The sequence below is a fragment of the Geobacillus lituanicus genome, assembly GCF_050994965.1.
GTDB classification, from domain to species: domain Bacteria; phylum Bacillota; class Bacilli; order Bacillales; family Anoxybacillaceae; genus Geobacillus; species Geobacillus stearothermophilus.
In genome coordinates this window covers 2,808,869-2,829,850 of sequence record NZ_CP194773.1, presented here as the reverse complement: position 1 = coordinate 2,829,850, position 20,982 = coordinate 2,808,869, and the positions used below count along the sequence as shown (strand labels likewise).

Sequence of the window (20,982 nt, the reverse complement as noted above, 5' to 3'; positions counted from 1 at the left end):
GACAAGCATAAAAATAGCCCTTGCTGGCGGATCTCCAGTAGAATGAAAGTGTCACCCAACATTCGAAAGGAGAGATCCCCCATGCAAGAGCACTTTCATTTTACTACAGATCCAGCCAAACTTCAAAAACAATATGCCGCTATTTTCTGTTTTGTTTCTGCCCAACTGTCGTTGATTCAAATGTATCTTCATCGCCGCAACCGTCACTTGGTCAAGCAAGAAGACGAAGTGGTCATGGCGGTTCACCTTTTGGGGAAGCTGCTGGGCTTTTCTTCCGAACGAGCCTGGCATCGTTTTGTCACGGGAAATTTGTTCACAAACGGCTCGTTTCTTGAACGCTCCCGATACAACCGCCGCTGCCGGGCGCTTGGTTTCGCCATCAAATGGATCCGTCATGAGCTGGCGAAACGTGGCCAACACCATGCTTATGCGGTCGTCGACAGCTTGCCTCTTCCGTTGTGCCATCCCGCAAGAATGCAGCGCGTCAAGCGATTTCGAGGGATCGCGGATATGGGGTATTGTGCTTCCAAAAAGCAATGGTACTACGGTTTCAAGCTGCATCTTCAAGTGACCAATCAAGGGCTGGCCATGGGCTATGTCGTGACGGAAGCGTCCTGCCACGACGTCAAAGCCGCTGAAACGGTGATGACTCAAATCCCTCATCCCTACAACTTTGGGGACAAAGGGTACATCAGCCACGCTCTTCGAGAAAAGCTGTACGAAGAACACCAAGCCGCGTTCTGGACACCGTCTCGACACAATCAAAAGCACGGCCCATCCAAGGCATGGGAAGAATGGATCAGGAAAAAACGCAAAGTCATCGAGACGGTGTTTTCGATTCTCGTAGACCAATACCGGATCACCGACATTCGAGCGAATTCCATTGCCGGGTTTGAAGTGGCACTCGATGGCATCTTGTTGGCTTATTCCTTGGTCACACTAGGGCTGGTTGAGCGCTGACGCTCAACTAGCACCACGGGTTAAATATGTAAATGTTTATTGTGATTCTGTATTCGCAATAGATTTCGCATTTACAGACCAGTTTGCCTCCTTAAGGTTTGTATTTAAAGCAATGATGGTTGATATAGCGATTATTATGGAGCCACCAATAAATACGTAATCAGAATTTATTTTTGCAATTAATCCCGCAATGAGCACACTGACAGGAGCTAAGAGGGTAGATATTAATCTAGAGGCGCTTATTACTCTCCCTAATTTATTAGCTGGAACACTAGATTGAAATAGTAAATGAATTAATCTTGAATTTAGTCCTACACTGAACATTAGTATAAAGACCATAATACCAGAAAAAAACCAATTATCTTGGAAAGGAAAAAGGAATAATGCTAGAGAAGTTGTCAATGATGACATTAATAACATTTTACCTGAGCTAAAAATAGCTTGAATCCTTGAGAATAGCGCTCCACTAGTAATTCCTCCTAATGCTGACATTGTCATAACAAGACCAATTTCAGAACTTGTTAGGCCTATTATTTCTTTCAAATGAAACAAAATCATTAGGACAGCCCCACTCAGTCCAAAGTTAACAAACAAGTTCCAAATTAATATTAACCTGAACAAGGGATTTCTTAATGTATAGTGGAGTCCTTGAATGCTCGAAGACCATAGTTGTTTAGGAGAAGAAATATTATTGTTTGGTTCCGTTTTTTGATATCTAATTAAAGATAATGTAGTTAACAACATGATAAAAGTTGCGAAATTTATCCATAACGAGTTAAATAATCCCATTGTAGAGATTAATAATCCAGATATAGCTGGACCTATAGCCTCTGCTGTAGAAATTGCCATTTGCATAATACCGTTAGCTTCAGGTAAATGTTTTTTTTCAACTAATTGAGGAATAATAGATATATCCGCAATTCTATATATAGCGATGCAAATATCAAGAACAAACGCAACTAAAAAAATAATTATTATATTAAAGAATTCAAATGAAGCAGATATAGGAAGTATGCTAATGAATAAAGCTTGTAGGGTGGATATAAACATTAATAATTTCTTTCTATTTACGCTATCTACGATCGCTCCACCAAAGAAGCTAACTAAAAATTCAGCAAAAAAGCCCAATGCATACATTGCTCCCATGAGTAAAGAAGAGCCTGTTGCATGTAAAACCAGTAAAGGGATGGCTAGATCATAAAGAGTTTCTGCTATTTTATGTATAAAATGACTCGAGGTTATGAACAGAAATGCTTTATTTTTATATATTTCCTTCATATGTAACATCTTCCTTTAATTAAAATGATATGGTAAAATCGAGAAATCCTCTATTATAGAGGATTTCCCGATTTTAAGTACATGGTATGGTAGGGGAGAAAATTTGTAATGCTTTTCTCTCCTACTCAATTTCAATCTCGAAGTTCTCTTTTAAAGCCTCTAAAGCTTCCTCTACAGATCCAGCTGTTGAAATATCAGAACCAATTACTTGAGCGATTTTCCCTAAGAAAGTAGCAGAGGCTGTTTCTAAGTGAGGAGTGATACAATTAATGAAGGCAATTAAACCTTCACGCTCTAATGGATCTGTAGTCTGATTCACTAACTCTTGTAATTCTTCTAAAGAAGAATGTACTTTTTCTATTAAAGCCATTATTGCTCACCTCCTTTCAATAAAAGTTAATTTCGCTTTTTAATTGTAACCCTGCTTCTGGAACCTCCCATATAAAGATCAAAGGATTGTTGGTACTCCTTGTTCTCCCTTAAAATTTGTTGTTCTCTCTCAAGAATCACTTGTAGAGCTCTATTAGGCAAAGGAAGTTCATTTATTTGTACAATTGGGAAATTTTCTAATTCAGTATCCCTTGGTACAATTAACCTGTCGTTTCCTATGTTATATTCTGTGTTGACATTAGTTGAAAACCAAATAGGTTCTGATCGAACGGTGATGTTTTTCATGTTGGTAAACATTTTAGCGATGCCTCTCTCAATATAAAGATGTTTTCTAGGATCAGGTTTGAATTTTAATTCTACTTTTTTATGTAAAGTAGGAGATCCTTTACGACAATCTACAAATAAACCGGTAATTTCCTGTTCTGGGTCTCCGAAAAAAGTAAAGCGATCGATTTGTCCCACTTGTATTGTGAAATGATCTGTAGAATCAATAGAAAAATAAATCATATCACTGATTAATGGACCAGGGTTAGCAACAAGTGTAAAACTTTCTTGACCAGTTTGAACATAATAGTTCTTACCCCAATGAAGTCCGTTTATATCACTTTTTTCCAATATTCTAAGTTCCATATATTTTCACCTCTGTTCCTGAACTTTCGGCTTTAAATTTACATACCGTTTCTCTCCATTAATGGTAATTGGTATTCTTGTTGGATAATGTTGTAATTCGACCATTGTCAGATGCTGGAGCTCTAGAACAAACTCATATGCTTTTCTTGGTACTGTAGTTGAGCAATTTTCGTTACAATAATTACCATTTAAAAAGAGACAAACAGGGTACCCCTTATGCCACGTGGAGCTGTTTTTTCACGGTATCAATGGGAATATTTTGTTTTGCTGCACGATAAATGAACTCCACGAGGCTATGTCCTTTTCTCTTGCGCAGGAGATCGAGCCCATCCGAAAAATCACTGTTAGACTCGAACATGCTGTACACATACGCAAGTTGCACCAAGATCCAATACCGTTTCACCGCCCGACGCCCGCGAACGCGGTATCCATCGAGTTTCAGCTGGTCTTTCGCTTGACGGAAAAAACATTCGATCGACCAACGTGCAGCATAGTAGCGCAAGATCTCTTCATCGCTTAGCTCGCGATCGGTGCTCAAGACGCAATGAAGATGTTTCGGCGTCATCGGCTGATCGGCTTTCCAAGTGAGGAGCACCACGGCATCCTTGAGATCGTTCAGCGCACCTTCGTAGCGATACACCCGATAACGCTCTTTTCCCACCGTGACGAGGCGGGTATCCCGTGGCTCCATAGATTTGGCAAATTCCTTTGCTTGAATGGCCGTCCCTTTTGGATAGAGAATCCGATTCGTCTTCAGCATCGCGATGACGTGGAACCCTTTTTTCAAGCAGGCTCCCACGAGGGTTTTCGATGGATACCAAGAGTCCATGAGCACATAAACGGGGCGACTCACATCCAACGAAGAAAGCATCTCGATCGCGAGTTCCCCTTTGCTTTTCCCCACCGTCTTGTCGTAGAGGCGAAAGGCAAAAGGAAACGCTTGAGTCATCGTATGAACCATGAGCCAAACGAGAGAATGTCCCCAGATCGACTTTTTCTCTACGTGAGAATAGTGCCAATCACACCCTTGAATGGCGTGTGTTGCCCGTGACGAGGGCTTCGTTTTTTGGCAAATCGTATCATCGATCGAAACAAAAATGGGTTGATTCTCTCGTTTCGAGCTGCGTTCGACACGATGAAGCACCCACTGCTGGAGTTTGCGAAGCAGCGTCTCTTCCTCCCATGGGCTTTTCGTGAAAAAATGGCTCAGTGTCGTGCGATGGTTCGGATGAAAACTCCCATGATGTAGATCGGTCAGCGTTCCCGAAAAGCCCTTTGTAATCATCGCATCCACGATATGAACGAGATGCTTCATCACAGGTTTCGAGAAATAAAGGGCCAACCCCAACATCGTGAAAAACTTGTGAATTCCTTGATGATGTGCTAATCTATTCATGAGACATGAACCTCCTTGTGGATAGTTGTGGCACATCTATTCTAACCAAGGAATCGGGTTCATGTCTTCTTTTTTGTTTGGTTGTAAATTTATGTTAGTAAATTTGCTCATCTACAGTTGGTATAGGAAATTCATTTATTGTCACAACAGGAAAATCATCTAATGGTGTATCACGTTTAACATTAATTACGTCATTAGCTATGTTGTAATCTTTATTACCAGCAGACATATACCATATTGGTTCATCTCGAGTTAAAACATTTTCTAGACCATCAAAGGTGTGAGCAATACCTCTGTCAATATATAATTTTTTTGAAGGATCAGGATAAAATTCTAATACTACTTGTTTATGGAGAGTAGGAGATCCTTTTCTGCAATCAACAAAGTAACCAGTGATTTTTTGGTTTAAATCCCCAAAGAAAGTTAGGCGATCTACTTGTCCAACATGTATACCATAATGAAGGTAGTAGAAATTTGGGCTATGAGTTACGAGGTCTGTTATTCCTGGTCCTGAACTAGCAATGACATTATAAATTCCATTATCTGTAGAGGTTGTATATAAATTCGTTTCAAAATGTAGACCTTCAATTTCAGTCTTCTGAATTATAGGATCATTGCTTTTCAAATGTATTAACCTCCTCACATTTTTGTTTTTATTTTCTCTAATATGTAAATACTACCGAAATACAAAAAATCCTTCTAAATTTTATAAATTTTTATAAAAAATAAAAAATTAACCTCACTTTACAACACAATATAAATTTATGTTATGTTGAATAAAAAAGAACGATGGAAAACTAATTTATTCCTGACTATCTATGGGCTTATAAAACCGATAATCGATTTTAAGCCGCTTATTAAGCCCGTAGAGCGTTTTTAAAGGCAAGGGGATATAAAACCATTACCCCGCTGTTTAAAATGCGTTATACGCCAATTTTAGAGGTCACTTTTGATTGAGGATACTAAAAATGATTATGTTCTCACCAAAATCCTTCCATTCTGGACTTTTCGGACGCATAAAAAAGGAATGACGGTGACGCATTTTGGGAAGGGAGTGACACCTTGTGTCACACTCCATCACATAGATGACCTAACGGTCCATGAGGTCATCGTCATCAGCCTCACCCCTAGGTTAAACCTAGACCTTTCTTAAGGGGACTGACAACGGCAATGACCTTTAATTTAATCGATGGCATCGCGGAACGCGACCCCATCTAATGACTAGACGGACCGTCGAGTCATCTACTCCTACGTGATTTTTGAAACAAGAACTCGTACAATGGTAACGTTGAATAGTAACGAGAATATTCGCAATGTGTGCTATGCTCATTCCTTTTTCGCTCATTTTTCGGATCGTTTCTTTGATTCCTTCTTCTCTTCCTTTTTTCAGCCCTTCTTTCAATCCCTCTTTTAACCCCTCTTTTAACCCCTCTTTTAACCCCTCTTGCCGTCCTTCCTCCCGACTGCTGCGAATGTTGGAGAGTTGGTCAAGGAGCCATTTGAGCCGCATTTCGTAGGCGTAGCGGTTTTCAGGGTCGACGCTTAAACTTTGCCATTCTTCTAACGCTTCTAAAATCTCTTGCTCGGTCATCGCGATTCCCTCCAATTCGCGAAACATCTCTTCAACTCTCTGTTTCTACAACTCTCGACAATCCTCGGGGCGTGACAGGCACGTATCTTATGGGGGGAGGGTGGAAAAAAAGAAGGCAATCGAAAAGACCCCTTTGCCTTGATCTGAATTTAACCTTTGTCAGGAAGGGGCGCAACCTATTTTGTTGTCACGACGAACGACTCATATTAGTTAGTCGAGTTGTCCGCTGAATTGGGAAGGTGAAAAGATTGATCCTTCTTCTCCCTTATCAAAACAAAATATCACGGCTGTTGATTATCCAAAATTAGGCATACTCCTCCCATATATTCGGGCATACTCAAATAAGACAGCTGCCATCTCGGATTTCCATTCGAGAGGAAGTTGCCCAGAGAAAAAACGACGGACAAACGAAAGAAAGGTAAGGGACGAGGTTGTCCGTTTTTCCGTTCGATGATATAGCCATCTCAGTAACACATAAGCGATAAATGCCGCAAAAAGTTGGTTGTATACCGCATGCTCGTTGTTGCCAAATAAGGTCGGAACGTTTAGATATTGCTTGATCCATCGGAAAAACACTTCCACTGTCCAACGTTCTTGATACATCTCGGCAATCTTTTCCGCCGATGCCTCTAAGACGTTCGTGACCACACGGATTTCATGCCCGTTCGCATCCTGAAAGATCACGACGCGATGGCGCTTTTTGGAACGACATTGTTTCGTTCCTAACTGGCAAGTAAAATCCGCCACAATAGAAGAAGAGGAGGAAGAAAGGCGCTTTAGGCTCTTTTTTTGATGGATCTCGACATTGTCTTTCATCCGAATCACAAACGGTTGCTTCTGTTCGACAAACCGATCGAGGCGTTCAATTTTAAAGTACGCTCGATCTTCGACAAGAACCGTTTGTACGTCTGTGAGCCGCTCTCCCACCGGTCCATCGTGGCGCAACCCTACGGTTTCTACGATGTCGCTCGGCATTTGTTGCTCAGGGGAATACGCGACGTGCATTTTCACTCCGGATCGTTCCCCATGATAGGGTGCCCATGTCAGGCGGTTTTTCCCCACGGTGACGGTCGTGGAGTCTACTATACGCAATGCTTTTGGAAAGCGAAGCGAACGGCGGGTTTGGCGATTGCACTTAGAAACAACCAAAGCAAATAAGCGCTTCATCACCTCGTACGGAACTTCTTTCGCTTTCTTAGAAACCGTCGAGTAATGAAACGTCGGCAATCCGTACATTTTCGCCACATCGGCACCATGACGGAAACTTTTCCATTCGTGAAGTGCCGCCAGCAGAAAAAAATCAACCAACGTGCGCACCGTAAACGTCCGCGAAGTGTCATGGTAGCCAACGGCTTCGGTAATCGACTGGAGATCTTCATCAGAAACAATTTTTTGCATCAAATTTGGGAGTGTGGTATGCTTGTGCATAGAGAGCACCTCCTAGGTTTGTTTGTGTTGTTACTTACATTCTACAGGAAAGGTGCTCTTTTTTCTATGTTTTTTATGGATATTATTGGTTAATCAACACGCCTGACAAAATATAGTTTTATGGTTGCCCATCCAACCAAACCACCAATGGAATTTAATATAAAATCGTCTACGTCCGCTACTTTGTTTGGAATTCCAGTTAAACAATTAATGAGTAATTGGGTCAATTCAATGCCCAAACTTACGGAAATGACGACCGTCAAAGTTCGAAAAAAGCCTGTGCTGCGTTTTTTCAATAGTCCTATTAAAATCGGCAACGGGAGAAGGAGAACAATATTCCCCACGACTTGCAAAAGGTTGCCTTGCTTCCACGCAGAGATAATGGTTTGAAACGGGATCAACTGATAATAGTATTTCCAAGGCATGTCCGGATAGCTTGTTTTATCAAAGCTGATCGTTATCGGGAGTAAGGTCAGTTTGACAACAGACAAAGAATAAAATATCGTAGTTGCGACAAAGAAGAGTTGTTTAACGGTCATATTCGCTTTCCTTTTTTTCAAAATGAAGCAAGTGATACCACATAATATGACAAAAACGATCATAAATAGCGGTGGATGTAAGTCAAATGAGAATCCAATCGTTTTCATGCATGTCACCAATCCTGGTTCATGAATTTACCAACTGTAATCAATTTTTACTTTTCCCTCAAATAAGATTCCGGTGAAGTTTCTGAATCTTATATAATATTTACCGGAACCTGAACCGGATTTATAAAGGGTGACGCTATCCACTTCTGTTGATGAAACCGTACCGCTATCAATATCAGAATCTCCAAAGAATCCTTGTTTCTTTAGATATAAAGTCATGGTTGTTCCTTTTAATCCTTTTGATGGATATGTTGTCACAACAAACTTTGGCGTCGCACTTGCATCAAACGTGCGGCTGTTAAGCCCTCCGGTCAAACTGTACGTCGATTCGTACGTACCGCTTGCTGCAAAAGCTGTCAATACCGAGGAGAATAAAACAACAGCTAAAAAACTGAAAGCCAATATTTTTCTAAACATCATAAAACCTCCTTTTTGTGCAAAAATTTATCAAGCAGAAGTATTGAAAGCCACCCTTTCCGCTTATCGACAAGCGTGCAACGCTGTATCTGTTGTGATTTTTGACACAAAAGTGCTTGTACAAGCCAAGTTACACGACATGACCTATTGTCTACTTCGATCAAACTACGCTTTGCGTTCGCAAATGGCGCAATCTGTGATTAAAACGGTGATCGCTAGATACCGTTCCCTAAAAAGCAATGGTCATGAATGGACATTGGTTCGCTTTAAAAAGCCTGAATATGACCTCGTTTGGAATCGAGATTATTCGCTTGTTCAAGGCGTATTTTCTGTCAATACGCTAGAAGGACGAATCAAAGTGCCATTCGAACCAAAAGGCATGGAACAATATTTTGATGGCTCATGGACGTTTCTTCATAACGTAAAACGAAACATGTGGAAAGGATGGGAAACGGTGTCGTTCAGTTACTACGGGTCGACCTGTGCAACGGAGCCAACGCTGCCGTTTCCCATGGATGTGATTGAAACAATTACCGGTGCTTGGCGATGTCAAGCGCCTTTTTCGTATTGGCAAAATGAAGCTTGGCGCACGTCTCGAGCATCTCTTCCCCTCGCTCGCGGATGATCCGGGCCGCGGCTTCGTCAACGATGGCGCCGGCACCTTTTGGAAGCAGGAGGCCGACGGCGCGGGATAATTGCTCCATCTCCTCTAAAAACACATAGCGGGCGATGATCGAGGCGGCGGCGACTGATACGTGGACACTTTCCGCCTTGGGAAGGCAGTGCACCCGCTCGCGGATAATGCGATCTTCATCGGAAAGGTAACGGAAATACGAATCCCGTTTTAAAAATTCGTCGATGATGATTGCTTCTGGTTCGGCGGGCGCGATGGCGTCAACGAGTTTCACGAGCGTCCGGTTGTGAAGGAGCGCTTTCATTTTCGTCTGCGGCATGCCGCTTCGCTGCCAGCGGTTGTATTCGGCATTGTCCAACACGGTGACCGCATGCGGCACGGTTTCCATGATGGCGGGGGCGATCCGTTTGATTGCCTCATCGTTCAATTGTTTCGAATCTTTCACGCCAAGCGCCGCGATTTTGGCGATATGCGGCCGATCCACGTAGGCGGCGGCGACGACGATCGGGCCGAAATAATCGCCGGTGCCGACTTCATCGGAACCGATGGCGGAAAGAGACCCGAGTTGATGAGCTGCCAAAGCGGACGGCTGGTGGTCAGCTGTTTCGTTTGAGGCGCTCGCCCCTGATATCCATTTCGCTGCTTCTTGCTCCGCCGCTTTCCCTTGAAACAGCACTTTGCCTGAGCGGTAGGCGGTGATCACGACATCCGGGCGTTTGACGGCAAACAACGCTCCAGCCGGAAGCCGGTCGGACAAGGCGCCTTCATAGTGGGCGCGCAAGGCGTCAAGCAGCTGTTGGTCGGCTTGAATCACATAGTTTGACAACGTTCGATCGCTCCTTTATCTTCTCTATCGTTGCTGTGTGTCGCTTCTTTCCATTATACCAGCGTTCATGATATGATAAACAGTAGGATTTGGCGAAATGGGGGAGAAAGCTTGACAGAACAGCCAAAAACGCGAGTGAGCGTCCGCATCTATGGACAAGACTACACGATCGTCGGCGCGGAAAGCCCGGCCCACATCCGGCTCGTGGCGGCGTTCGTTGATGATAAAATGCATGAATTCAGCGAGAAAAATCCGCTCCTTGATGTGCCGAAGCTGGCCGTGTTGACAGCCGTCAACATCGCCAGTGAGTATCTCAAACTGAAAGAACAATATCAACGGCTGGCGGAACAGCTGAAACAGGAAAAGGACGGGAAACAGGATGATTGATGTCGTGCTGCTGTTTGTCCTGTTGATGGGGGCGATGATCGGGCTGAAGCGCGGCTTTATCCTTCAATTCATTCATATGGCCGGGTTTCTGATCGCCTTTTTCGTCGCCTATCGCTATTATGAACGGTTTGTGCCGACATTGCGCCTTTGGATTCCGTATCCGACGTTCGGCGATCCGGAGACGATGAAGCTGCTGTTTCAGAGCACGCATTTGGACGATGCCTATTATCGGGCGATTTCCTTTGCGCTTTTGTTTTTTGCTGTGAAAATCGTCCTGCAAATCATCGGCTCGATGCTTGATTTCGTTGCCCAACTGCCGCTCTTGCGAAGCGTCAACCGTCTGGCGGGGGCGGCGCTCGGGTTTGCGGAAGTGTATTTGCTCGTCTTTTTGCTGTTGTATATCGGGGCGCTCGTGCCGATTGACAGCGTGCAGGAGCAGCTGCAGCGTTCGCTTATGGCGACCGTGATTGTGAAACATACGCCGGTGTTGTCGGACATGCTTAATCATTGGTGGATTCATGGCCGCGTCTGACCGGGCGCGGCCGCGGTTTTGCGGGAAAGGGAGGAAATGGGGATGAGCGTCCATAAAAAAGAGGTCATCCGCCTGCTTGAAACGATCGCACTGTATATAGAGATCAAAGGAGAAAATCCATTTAAGGTCAACGCCTTCCGCAAAGCGGCGAACGCCTTGGAAACGGATGAGCGGAGCCTCGCGGAAATCGGCGACTTCACCGCCATTCCCGGCATCGGCAAAAGCACGGCGGCGATCATCACCGAGTTTGTCGAAACCGGTTCATCATCGGTGCTCGAGGAATTAAAGCGCGATATTCCGGAAACGCTTCTTTCCTTGCTTAAGATCCCGGGGCTTGGCGGCAAAAAAATCGCCAAGCTGCATCAAGAGCTCGGTATTGTCGATATGGATGGATTGAAAGAAGCGTGTCTGGCGGGAAAAGTGCGGGAGCTTCCCGGTTTCGGCGCGAAAACGGAGGAAAAGTTGTTGGCGGCGATTGAGGAGGCGGGCAAACGCCCTGAGCGGCTGCCGCTCGCTCGGGTGCTCGCCGCCGCGGCGGATGTGGAACGCCAGCTTGCTTGTCTTGACGGCGTGATTCGCTTCTCGCGGGCCGGCAGTTTGCGGCGCGTAAACGAAACGGTGAAAGATTTGGATTATGTCATCGCCACCGACCGTCCGGCTGCGGTGCGCGACGGGCTTCTTCGTTTTGAGCGTGTCCGTGAGGTCATCGCTGCTGGGGAGACAAAAGTGTCGCTTCTGCTTCGCTATGACGACGATGTGGCCGTCGACTTCCGGCTGGTCAGCGGGGCGCAGTTTGCGACCGCGCTCCATCATTTCACCGGATCGAAGGAGCATAACGTGCGCATGCGCCAGCTCGCCAAAGAGCGCGGGGAGAAAATCAGCGAATACGGCGTGGAAGACGAAGCGACCGGCAAGGTGAAAACGTTCCCGGATGAAGCGGCGTTTTACGCCCATTTCGGGCTGCCGCACATTCCCCCGGAGCTGCGTGAAGACGGCACGGAAATCGAGCGCTATTCGGACCGATATCCGCTTGTCCGCCTTGAAGACATTCAAGGCGATTTGCATATGCATTCGGCATGGAGCGACGGGGCGTGTTCGCTTGAGGAGCTCGTTGAGGCGTGCCGCCGCCGCGGCTATCGGTATATGGCCATCACCGACCATTCGCAATTTTTGAAAGTCGCCAACGGTTTGACGCCGGATCGATTGCGGCGCCAGCGCGAGGAAATCGAACGGCTGAACGCGCGCTATTCGGATTTTACCATCCTCGCCGGCATTGAGATGGATATTTTGCCGGACGGGACGCTCGATTACGATGATGACGTGCTCAAGGAGCTGGATTTTGTCATCGCCGCCATTCACTCTGCGTTCAAACAGCCGCGCGAGGCGATCATGAAGCGGCTCGAGGCGGCGCTTCGCAATCCGTACGTCGATGTCATCGCCCATCCGACCGGAAGGCTCATCGGCCAGCGCGGCGGTTATGACGTCGATCTCGAGCGGCTCATGAAACTCGCGGCCGAGACGAACACGGTGCTTGAGTTAAACGCCAACCCGAGCCGTCTCGATTTGTCGGCAGCTTACGTGAAAAAAGCCGAGGAAGCGGGGGCGTATATTGCCATTAACACGGACGCCCACCATTTGGACATGCTTGATGATATGGCTATTGGCGTGGCGACGGCAAGGAAAGGCTGGATCAAGAACGAAACGGTCATCAACACATGGCCGCTTGACAAGCTGCGGCAGTTTTTGCGCGACAAACGAACGAAATGAATGAGCTGGGGGTCAGATACGTGCAACGAAAAGTGCTTCACACCTTGGAGTTCGATAAAGTGAAAGAGCAGTTGGCTGAGCATGCGTCCTCGCCGCTCGGTTTGGAAAAAATCGAGGCGCTCATGCCGTCATCCGATTTGGAGGAGGTGGCCGCTTGGCTTGAGGAAACGGATGAAGCGGCCGCTGTTTTGCGACTTGCTGGCTATGCGCCGCTTGACGGAGTTGTCAACATTCGCCCTCATTTGAAACGGGCGGCGATCGGCGGCGTGCTCAGTCCGCAAGAACTCGTGGAAACGGCATCCACCTTGACCGCAAGCCGGCAGATGAAACGGCTGATTATGGATCTGCATGAAGAGCAGGGGGGATTGGATCGTCTGTCCATTTATGCCGATGAGCTCGTGGAGGTGCCGGCGCTTGAGCATGACATTCGCCGTTCGATCGACGACCATGGCGAGGTATTGGATGCCGCAAGCGACCGCCTCCGTTCGCTCCGCGGGCAAATTCGGTCAGTGGAAGCGCGCATCCGCGAGAAGCTTGAGAGCATCATTCGCTCGCCGTCGGCGCAAAAGCGGCTGTCGGACGCCATCATTACGATCCGCAACGACCGCTATGTCATTCCGGTGAAACAAGAGTATCGCAGTGCCTATGGCGGCATCGTCCACGACCAGTCGGCGTCCGGGGCGACGCTGTTTATCGAGCCGCAGGCGGTCGTCGAGTTGAACAACGCACTCCGCGAAGCGCGGGCGAAAGAAAAGCAAGAAATCGAACGCATTTTGCGCGAACTGTCGGCAAAAGTCGCTGATCAGGCTGAACCGCTTGCGCGGGCGGTTGAGTCGCTTGCGGCGCTCGATTTTGCGTTTGCCAAGGCGAAATACGCCCGCCGGCTGCAAGCCGCGAAGCCAGCGGTCAATAACCGAGGCTATCTTCGCTTTGTGCAGGCCCGCCATCCGCTGCTTGATCAAGAAAAGGCGGTGCCGAATGACATTGAACTCGGCGGCGATTATACGACGATCGTCATAACAGGCCCAAACACCGGCGGGAAAACGGTGACGTTGAAAACGGTCGGCTTGTTGACATTAATGGCGCAAGCGGGGCTGTTTATCCCGGCGGCCGACGGATCGGAAGCGGCGGTGTTCCGCGCAGTGTACGCGGATATCGGCGACGAGCAGTCGATCGAACAAAGCTTGAGCACGTTCTCGTCCCATATGGTCAATATTGTCGACATTTTGCGCCATGTCGATGGCCAAAGCCTTGTGCTGTTTGATGAGCTCGGAGCGGGCACCGACCCGCAGGAAGGGGCGGCGCTTGCCATCGCCATCTTGGATGAAGTGCACGGGCGCGGGGCGCGGACGGTGGCGACGACGCATTATCCTGAATTGAAAGCGTACGGCTACAACCGACCCGGGGTGGTGAACGCGAGCGTTGAATTTGACACCGAAACGCTCCGTCCGACGTATAAACTATTGATCGGCATTCCCGGCCGCAGCAACGCCTTTGACATCTCACGCCGCTTGGGGTTGGATGAGCGGATTATCGAGCGGGCGAAAGCGCAAGTGAGCGCGGAAAGCCATAACGTGGAAAACATGATCGCGTCGCTCGAACGAAGCAAAAAGCAAGCCGAGGAAGACGAAGCGCGGGCGCGCGCGGCGCTGGAGGAAGCGGAGCGGCTGCGCGCCGAGTGGGAGCAAAAGCTCGAAGCGCTCGAAGAGGAAAAAGAAGAGCGGCTGGCTGAAGCGGCGAAGCAGGCAACGGACATCATCCGCGCCGCCGAGCGCGAAGCCGAGCGGGTGATTCATGAACTGCGCCGCCTGCAAAAAGAAAAGCAGGCGGAAGTGAAAGAACACGAGCTCGCCGAGGCAAAACAGCGGCTCGCCGCCGCCGTGCCGAAAGTCGAGAAACGGAAAAGAGCAAAAAAACAGGCGCCGCGCCATGTATTCCAGCCGGGTGATGAAGTGAAGGTGACGAGCCTCAACCAAAAAGGCTACTTGATCGAAAAAGTGTCGGACGATGAATGGCAAGTGCAGCTCGGCATTTTGAAAATGAAAATTCACGAGCGTGACTTAGAATACATCGGCAGCGCGCCGGTGAACGACGTGACGCCGATTGCGACCGTGAAAGGCAAGGACGCCCATGTGAGCCTTGAGCTTGATTTGCGCGGCGAACGGTACGAAGACGCGCTCCTTCGGCTTGAGAAATACTTGGATGACGCCGTGCTCGCCGGATATGCGCGCGTCTCCATCATCCACGGCAAAGGGACAGGCGCGCTCCGCCAAGGGGTGCAGCAGTTTTTAAAGCAGCACCGGGCGGTCAAAAGCTTCCGATTTGGTGAGGCGAATGAAGGCGGGACCGGGGTGACGGTCGTGGAACTGAAATGATGGGGGCGAGAATGATGGCGCCGTTTTGGGAGCACGAAATGGTGAGAACCGCTGCCAATTTCAGCGTCGCCGTGCTGTGCATCGTGGTGTTTTTGGCCGTGTTTGAACTCGTCACGAAGTATAAAAACTGGGAAGAAATTCAAAAAGGCAATATGGCGGTGGCGATGGCAACCGGCGGAAAGATTTTTGGCATTGCCAATATTTTTCGTTACGCGCTCGCCCACCATGAGTCGCTGTTGTCGATGGTCGGCTGGGGCGTGTACGGGTTTTTGCTTCTGCTCGCAGCGTATTTTATTTATGAATTTTTGACGCCGAAGTTTAACATCGATGATGAAATCGCCAACGACAACCGGGCGGTCGGCTTTATCTCGATGGTCATTTCCGTCGGTTTGTCGTTTGTCATCGGCGAAGGGATTCAGTAAAGGGGAACAACGAATGAACGCAGTAGTCAAATGGTTGTTGATCGCCGTCGGGCTGCTTTTGATCGCCGGCATCGCGTATATGGCGGTGCGCAACCGGTCGGTCGATGTGCTGGCGAAAATCTTGTTTGTCATTTGCGCGTGCTTTTTCTTCATTGGTTTGGTGTACTGGTTTTGGTGACGTCTCGCTCAGGCGAGGCGTTTTTTTTTTGATGAAAAATTACAAAAAGTGAAATAAAATAGAAACAAGGAGGGATGCATATGGAAAAACCGTGGCTCGCTCATTATCCGCCGTCCATTCCTGCTACGCTCGACTATCCAAAGAAAACGCTTTCTGACTATTTGCGGGAGACGGCGGAACAATATGGCGACAAAGACGCCATCGATTTTTTCGGAAAGACGATGACGTTCCGCCAAGTGTACGAACAGGCGCTCACATTCGCCCACTTTTTGCGCCGCCTTGGTGTTCAAAAAGGAGACCGGGTGGCGGTGATGCTGCCAAACTGCCCGCAGGCGGTGATCAGCTACTACGGGACGCTCCTAGCGGGCGGCATCGTCGTGCAGACGAATCCGCTTTACACCGAGTATGAGCTTGAATACCAGCTGAACGACAGCGGCGCCTCGGTGCTCGTGACGATGGATCTTTTGTATCCAAAGACGGAAAAGGTGAAAGGGAGGACGCCGGTCAAGCATTGGATTGTCACGAGAATGCAAGAGTATTTGCCTACGGTGAAGAAATGGCTGTATCCGCTTGTGCAACGGAAGCAAAACATGCCGATTGTCCGCATCGCGGAAAGCGAAACTGTTCATCTGTTCCGCACGATCATGTGCCGCAAGGAAACCGCTCCGATCGGGGTGGACATCGACCCCGTGGAAGATGTCGCGCTGTTGCAATATACAGGCGGCACGACGGGGCGTCCGAAAGCGGCCATGTTGACGCATCGCAATTTGATCGCCAATACGCTCATGTGCGCCCATTGGGTGTATAAATGCGAAAAAGGAAAAGAAACGGTGCTCGGCGTGCTTCCGTTTTTCCACGTGTACGGCATGACGACGGTGATGAATTTGTCTGTGATGATGGCGAGCAAAATGGTGTTGCTTCCTCGCTTTGACGTGAAGCAAACGTTGAAGACGATCGAACGCACCCGCCCGACGATGTTCCCAGGCGCGCCGACGATGTACATCGCTTTGTTGAACCATCCGGATTTGCCGAAATATGATTTATCTTCGATCAACGTCTGCATCAGCGGATCCGCTCCGCTACCGGTTGAGGTGCAGGAGCAGTTTGAACAGGTGACGGGCGGAAAATTGATTGAAGGATACGGGTTGACCGAGGCATCCCCTGTCACCCATAGCAACTTCCTTTGGGACGGGGAGCGGGTGAAAGGAAGCATCGGCGTTCCGTGGCCGGATACGGACGCGAAAATCGTTTCCTTGGAAACGGGTGAGGAAGCAAAGCCCGGCGAGCGTGGAGAACTCGTCGTGCGCGGGCCGCAAGTGATGAAAGGCTATTGGAACCGTCCGGAGGAGACCGAGCAAGTGCTGCGCGACGGTTGGCTGTATACAGGTGACATCGGCTATATGGATGAGCGGGGGTATTTTTATATCGTCGACCGCAAGAAAGATGTCATTATCGCCGGCGGTTACAACATTTACCCGCGCGAAGTCGAAGAAGCGCTGTACGAGCACCCGAAAGTGCAGGAAGCGGCCGTGATCGGCGTTCCGGATCCGTACCGCGGCGAGACGGTGAAAGCGTTCGTCGTGTTAAAGCCGGGGGAGATGTGCAGCGAACAGGAGCTTGACGCGTTTATGCGCCAGCGCCTGGCTGCTTACAAAGTGCCGCGCATCTACGAGTTCCGCAGCGAATTGCCGAAGACGGCGGTCGGCAAAATTTTGCGCCGCGTGTTGGTGGAAGAGGAGAAAAAGAAGCTTGACAAATCGGCAGAATTGACCGTAAAATGAAAATATGAATGATGGTTCATTCATTTGGCGGATGGAACGTGAGAAAAGGAGAATCCATATTGCGGAGGGAAAAGCCGAAATTTAAGCAAATCATTGACGCGGCCGTCGTCGTCATCGCCGAGCATGGCTACCATCAAGCGCAAGTGTCGAAAATCGCCAAGCAGGCCGGCGTCGCCGACGGCACGATCTATCTTTATTTTAAAAACAAAGAGGATATTTTAATTTCGCTTTTTCAGGAAAAGATGGGGGCGTTCATCGAGAAAATTGAACAAGAGACAGAAGGAATTTCAAGCCCCTTAGAGAAATTGTATGTGTTGGTGAAAACTCATTTTTCCGCCCTCGCTGCCGATCCGCATATGGCGGTCGTGACGCAACTTGAGTTGCGTCAGTCGAACAAAGAGCTGCGCCATCGCATTAATGACGTGCTGAAAGGATATTTGCGGCTCATCGACCGCATCATCATGGAGGGGATGGAAAAAGGGGAATTTCGCCAAGATTTAGACGTCCGGCTCACCCGGCAAATGATCTTTGGCACCCTTGATGAAACGGTGACGACGTGGGTGATGAACGAGCAAAAGTACGACCTAGCCGCGCTCGCCGATCCGGTGTACGAACTGCTCATCAAAGGGTGCGCCGCCGGGCGTTAGGAAAGGCAGAAAGGGGAGAGGCTTCATGAATTTTTTTCGCGTAGCGAAAGAGGAGTTCGTCGCCGTCGTGACGTTTTCGCGGCCGCCGGCGAACGCTCTTGCATCCGCTGTTTTGAAAGAGCTTTCAACCTTGTTGGACGAGCTTGAGACCGACCCGGACGTGCGCGTCGTGCTGCTCCATGGCGAAGGAAGATTTTTCTCAGCCGGCGCTGACATCAAAGAATTCACGTCCATCGCTTCCGACGAGGAGGCGTCCGGCTTGTCGCGCAACGGCCAGCTCGTGATGGAGCGGATCGAACGCTTTTCCAAACCGGTCATCGCTGCCATTCACGGCGCGGCGCTTGGCGGTGGATTGGAGTTGGCCATGAGCTGCCATATCCGCATCGTGGCGGAAAACGCTAAACTCGGCCTGCCGGAGCTGCAGCTCGGCATCATCCCCGGATTTGCCGGCACGCAGCGGCTTGTGCGCTACGTCGGCTTTGGTAAGGCAGCCGAAATGATGTGGACGAGCGAGCCGATTACCGGCGCAGAGGCTGTGCAATGGGGGCTTGCCAACAAGGCGGTGCCGGAAGAGCGGCTTCTTGACGAGGCCAAAGCGCTGGCGAAAAAGATCGCCGCCAAAAGTCCGCTTTCCGTTCGGGCGGTTATTGAGTTGCTTAACGCCGCCAAGGAAAAAACGTTCGTTGAGGCCGTGCGCGAGGAAGCGGAATGGTTTGGCCGCGTGTTTGGATCCGAGGATGCAAAAGAAGGCGTGCAGGCGTTTTTGGAAAAACGGCCGCCCGTCTTTAAAGGGAAATAATCTTTGTCAATATCTGAATGTTGGAACATGAAACAATGTTCAATCAAACCGAGGAGGGAACGACATGAACATTTTTGTGTTGATGAAACGCACGTTTGACACGGAAGAAAAAATCTCCATCGTCAACGGCAAGATTAACGAGGAAGGGGCAGAATTCATCATCAATCCGTACGACGAATACGCCATTGAAGAAGCGATTCAAGTGCGCGACAAACACGGCGGCGAAGTGACGGTCGTCACCGTCGGCAGCGAAGAGGCGGAAAAAGAACTCCGCACAGCGCTCGCCATGGGTTGCGACAAAGCGGTGCTCATCAACATTGACGATGATGTCGAAGAACAAGACCAATATACGACGGCGAAAGTGCTCGCTGAATACTTAAAAGACAAAAACCCGGACTTGATTTTAGCCGGCAACGTCGCCATTGACGGCGGCTCCGGCCAAGTCGGCCCGCGTGTGGCGGAATTGCTCGGCATTCCATATGTAACGACGATCACAAAGCTCGACATTGCCGACGGCGGCAACGTGACGGTCGTGCGCGATGTCGAAGGGGATGAGGAAATCATCGAAACGTCGTTGCCGCTCCTTGTCACCGCTCAACAAGGCTTGAACGAACCGCGCTATCCGTCGCTGCCGGGGATCATGAAAGCGAAAAAGAAACCGCTTGAAGAGCTAGAGCTTGACGATTTGGACCTCGACGAAGACGATGTTGAAGCGAAGACGAAAACGATTGAAGTGTTATTGCCGCCGAAGCGGGAAGCAGGGAAAATTTTGCAAGGCGACATCGCCGATCAAGTGAAAGAGCTCGTCCAGCTGCTCCGCTCCGAAGCGAAAGTGGTATAAGCGGAAACCGCTGTCGGCGTTCGGATGAAGCACAACGGGGAATCAAAGGATAGGGGGACTGAAAACATGGCACGCAAAGTATTGACATTGGCAGAAGTTCGCGACGGATCGCTGCGGAACGTTTCGTTTGAGGCTATTGCGGCCGCCAAAACGATCGCCGAAGGCGGGGAAATCGTCTCGGTGCTCGTCGGCGACCAAGTGCAGGCGCATGCGAACGAACTCATTTACCGCGGTGCCGACCGCGTCGTCGTCATCGAACATCCGAATTTGAAATTTTATACATCAGATGGCTATTCGCAAGCGCTAAAAGCCGTGATTGACAACGAACAGCCGGAAGGCATCGTCTTCGGCCATACGGCGCTTGGCAAAGACTTGTCGCCGAAACTGGCCATCAAGCTCGACGCCGGCCTTGTGTCCGACGTCATCGCCGTCGAAGAGGAGGGCGGCAACATCGTCTTTACCCGTCCGATCTACTCCGGCAAAGCGTTTGAAAAGAAAATCGTCACCGATGGCATCATCTTCGCGACGGTGCGTCCGAACAACATCGCGCCGCTTGAGCGCGACGAGTCGCGCTCAGGCAGCGTGGAAGCGCTCGCCGTCGAGATCAAAGACTTGCGCGCGATTGTCAAAGAGGTCGTCCGCAAAACGGCGGAAGGCGTCGACTTGACGGAGGCGAAAGTGATCGTCGCCGGCGGCCGCGGCGTCAAAAGCGCCGAAGGCTTTAAGCCGCTCCAAGAGCTCGCCGAAGTGTTGGGCGGTGCGGTCGGCGCTTCGCGCGGGGCGTGCGATGCCGGCTATTGCGACTACTCGCTGCAAATCGGGCAAACGGGAAAAGTCGTCACGCCGGACCTTTACATCGCCTGCGGCATTTCAGGCGCCATCCAGCATTTAGCGGGGATGTCCAACTCGAAAGTCATCGTCGCCATTAACAAAGACCCGGAAGCCAACATCTTTAAAGTCGCGGACTACGGCATTGTCGGCGATTTGTTCGAAGTCGTTCCGCTCCTCACCGAAGAGTTCAAAAAACTGAAAGTGCATTCGTAATGAACAACACGG

22 protein-coding genes and 1 pseudogene are annotated in these 20,982 nt (G+C 49.2%); 13 read left to right on the top strand and 10 right to left on the bottom strand.

Translation table 11 applies throughout. The features are described from left to right. Positions 1-81 precede the first annotated feature (81 nt). Positions 82-960, top strand: coding sequence for an IS982-like element ISGsp1 family transposase (locus ACR1UW_RS14480; RefSeq protein WP_011231214.1), 879 nt, complete (start codon positions 82-84; stop codon positions 958-960). 36 nt (positions 961-996) lie between these two features. On the opposite strand, the gene ACR1UW_RS14475 is transcribed toward ACR1UW_RS14480, so the two are convergent. The 9 genes from ACR1UW_RS14475 to ACR1UW_RS14435 form a co-directional block, all read right to left on the bottom strand. Beyond that, complete coding sequence (locus ACR1UW_RS14475; RefSeq protein ID WP_434407123.1) at positions 997-2,238, bottom strand: MFS transporter; 1,242 nt, start codon at positions 2,236-2,238, stop codon at positions 997-999. A gap of 121 nt (positions 2,239-2,359) precedes the next feature. Next, positions 2,360-2,608: a histidine kinase gene (locus ACR1UW_RS14470; RefSeq protein ID WP_434407121.1), complete on the bottom strand. Its 249-nt coding sequence runs from the start codon at positions 2,606-2,608 to the stop codon at positions 2,360-2,362. A 26-nt stretch (positions 2,609-2,634) separates the two neighbouring features. Next, a complete protein-coding gene (locus tag ACR1UW_RS14465; RefSeq protein WP_237419652.1) occupies positions 2,635-3,258 on the bottom strand; it encodes a dTDP-4-dehydrorhamnose 3,5-epimerase family protein in 624 nt (207 codons plus the stop codon). Positions 3,259-3,472: 214 nt separating this feature from the next. Beyond that, positions 3,473-4,654, bottom strand: a complete 1,182-nt coding sequence (locus tag ACR1UW_RS14460) for an IS701 family transposase (protein WP_498933466.1) — start codon at positions 4,652-4,654, stop codon at positions 3,473-3,475. Positions 4,655-4,748: 94 nt separating this feature from the next. After that, positions 4,749-5,279 carry a dTDP-4-dehydrorhamnose 3,5-epimerase family protein gene (locus tag ACR1UW_RS14455; RefSeq protein WP_498933862.1) on the bottom strand — a complete coding sequence of 177 codons (531 nt, stop codon included), beginning with the start codon at positions 5,277-5,279 and terminating at the stop codon, positions 4,749-4,751. A 552-nt stretch (positions 5,280-5,831) separates the two neighbouring features. Further along, positions 5,832-6,245 (bottom strand): FliH/SctL family protein, encoded by a 414-nt coding sequence (locus ACR1UW_RS14450; RefSeq protein ID WP_498933861.1) that lies wholly within the window; start codon positions 6,243-6,245, stop codon positions 5,832-5,834. A gap of 294 nt (positions 6,246-6,539) precedes the next feature. Then, the gene (locus ACR1UW_RS14445; RefSeq protein WP_064214037.1) at positions 6,540-7,673 is read right to left on the bottom strand and encodes an IS4 family transposase; all 1,134 of its coding nucleotides are present in this window, start codon (positions 7,671-7,673) and stop codon (positions 6,540-6,542) included. Positions 7,674-7,762: 89 nt separating this feature from the next. After that, positions 7,763-8,320 (bottom strand): VanZ family protein, encoded by a 558-nt coding sequence (locus ACR1UW_RS14440; RefSeq protein WP_498933859.1) that lies wholly within the window; start codon positions 8,318-8,320, stop codon positions 7,763-7,765. Between the two features lie 27 nt (positions 8,321-8,347). Continuing rightward, a complete protein-coding gene (locus tag ACR1UW_RS14435) occupies positions 8,348-8,737 on the bottom strand; it encodes a hypothetical protein (protein ID WP_047818836.1) in 390 nt (129 codons plus the stop codon). Between ACR1UW_RS14435 and ACR1UW_RS14430 the strand changes: the two are divergent. Further along, positions 8,736-9,149, top strand: a pseudogene (locus ACR1UW_RS14430) (RNA-guided endonuclease InsQ/TnpB family protein); the annotation flags it as partial. The gene ACR1UW_RS14435 and the pseudogene ACR1UW_RS14430 sit on opposite strands and share 2 nt — an antisense overlap. A gap of 118 nt (positions 9,150-9,267) precedes the next feature. Here ACR1UW_RS14430 and rnhC read toward each other — a convergent pair. Further along, positions 9,268-10,197: a ribonuclease HIII gene (gene rnhC, locus ACR1UW_RS14425; protein WP_498933857.1), complete on the bottom strand. Its 930-nt coding sequence runs from the start codon at positions 10,195-10,197 to the stop codon at positions 9,268-9,270. 111 nt (positions 10,198-10,308) lie between these two features. Here rnhC and zapA point away from each other — a divergent pair, with 111 nt between their 5' ends. From zapA to ACR1UW_RS14370, 11 genes are all read left to right on the top strand, one after another. After that, positions 10,309-10,584: a cell division protein ZapA gene (gene zapA / locus ACR1UW_RS14420; protein WP_014196491.1), complete on the top strand. Its 276-nt coding sequence runs from the start codon at positions 10,309-10,311 to the stop codon at positions 10,582-10,584. Continuing rightward, the gene (locus tag ACR1UW_RS14415) at positions 10,577-11,116 is read left to right on the top strand and encodes a CvpA family protein (protein ID WP_014196490.1); all 540 of its coding nucleotides are present in this window, start codon (positions 10,577-10,579) and stop codon (positions 11,114-11,116) included. The genes zapA and ACR1UW_RS14415 overlap by 8 nt, the downstream gene beginning before the upstream one ends. 42 nt (positions 11,117-11,158) lie before the next feature. Further along, positions 11,159-12,883, top strand: a complete 1,725-nt coding sequence (gene polX / locus ACR1UW_RS14410; RefSeq protein WP_498933855.1) for a DNA polymerase/3'-5' exonuclease PolX — start codon at positions 11,159-11,161, stop codon at positions 12,881-12,883. 20 nt (positions 12,884-12,903) lie between these two features. Then, positions 12,904-15,258, top strand: a complete 2,355-nt coding sequence (locus ACR1UW_RS14405) for an endonuclease MutS2 (RefSeq protein WP_498933853.1) — start codon at positions 12,904-12,906, stop codon at positions 15,256-15,258. Between the two features lie 14 nt (positions 15,259-15,272). After that, complete coding sequence (locus ACR1UW_RS14400) at positions 15,273-15,680, top strand: DUF350 domain-containing protein (RefSeq protein WP_033010786.1); 408 nt, start codon at positions 15,273-15,275, stop codon at positions 15,678-15,680. 13 nt (positions 15,681-15,693) lie between these two features. Further along, positions 15,694-15,858: a hypothetical protein gene (locus tag ACR1UW_RS14395; protein WP_171698049.1), complete on the top strand. Its 165-nt coding sequence runs from the start codon at positions 15,694-15,696 to the stop codon at positions 15,856-15,858. Between the two features lie 80 nt (positions 15,859-15,938). Next, positions 15,939-17,639, top strand: a complete 1,701-nt coding sequence (locus ACR1UW_RS14390; protein ID WP_498933850.1) for a long-chain-fatty-acid--CoA ligase — start codon at positions 15,939-15,941, stop codon at positions 17,637-17,639. Positions 17,640-17,698: 59 nt separating this feature from the next. Further along, entirely contained in the window at positions 17,699-18,286 is a 588-nt protein-coding gene (gene fadR, locus ACR1UW_RS14385; RefSeq protein ID WP_033010670.1) for a fatty acid metabolism transcriptional regulator FadR, read from the top strand. A gap of 25 nt (positions 18,287-18,311) precedes the next feature. Next, a complete protein-coding gene (locus ACR1UW_RS14380; RefSeq protein WP_094239062.1) occupies positions 18,312-19,085 on the top strand; it encodes an enoyl-CoA hydratase in 774 nt (257 codons plus the stop codon). A 64-nt stretch (positions 19,086-19,149) separates the two neighbouring features. After that, entirely contained in the window at positions 19,150-19,926 is a 777-nt protein-coding gene (locus ACR1UW_RS14375) for an electron transfer flavoprotein subunit beta/FixA family protein (RefSeq protein ID WP_498933848.1), read from the top strand. Positions 19,927-19,992: 66 nt separating this feature from the next. Further along, on the top strand, positions 19,993-20,970 hold the full coding sequence (locus tag ACR1UW_RS14370) for an electron transfer flavoprotein subunit alpha/FixB family protein (protein ID WP_063211099.1): 978 nt from the start codon (positions 19,993-19,995) through the stop codon (positions 20,968-20,970). Positions 20,971-20,982: the final 12 nt, after the last annotated feature.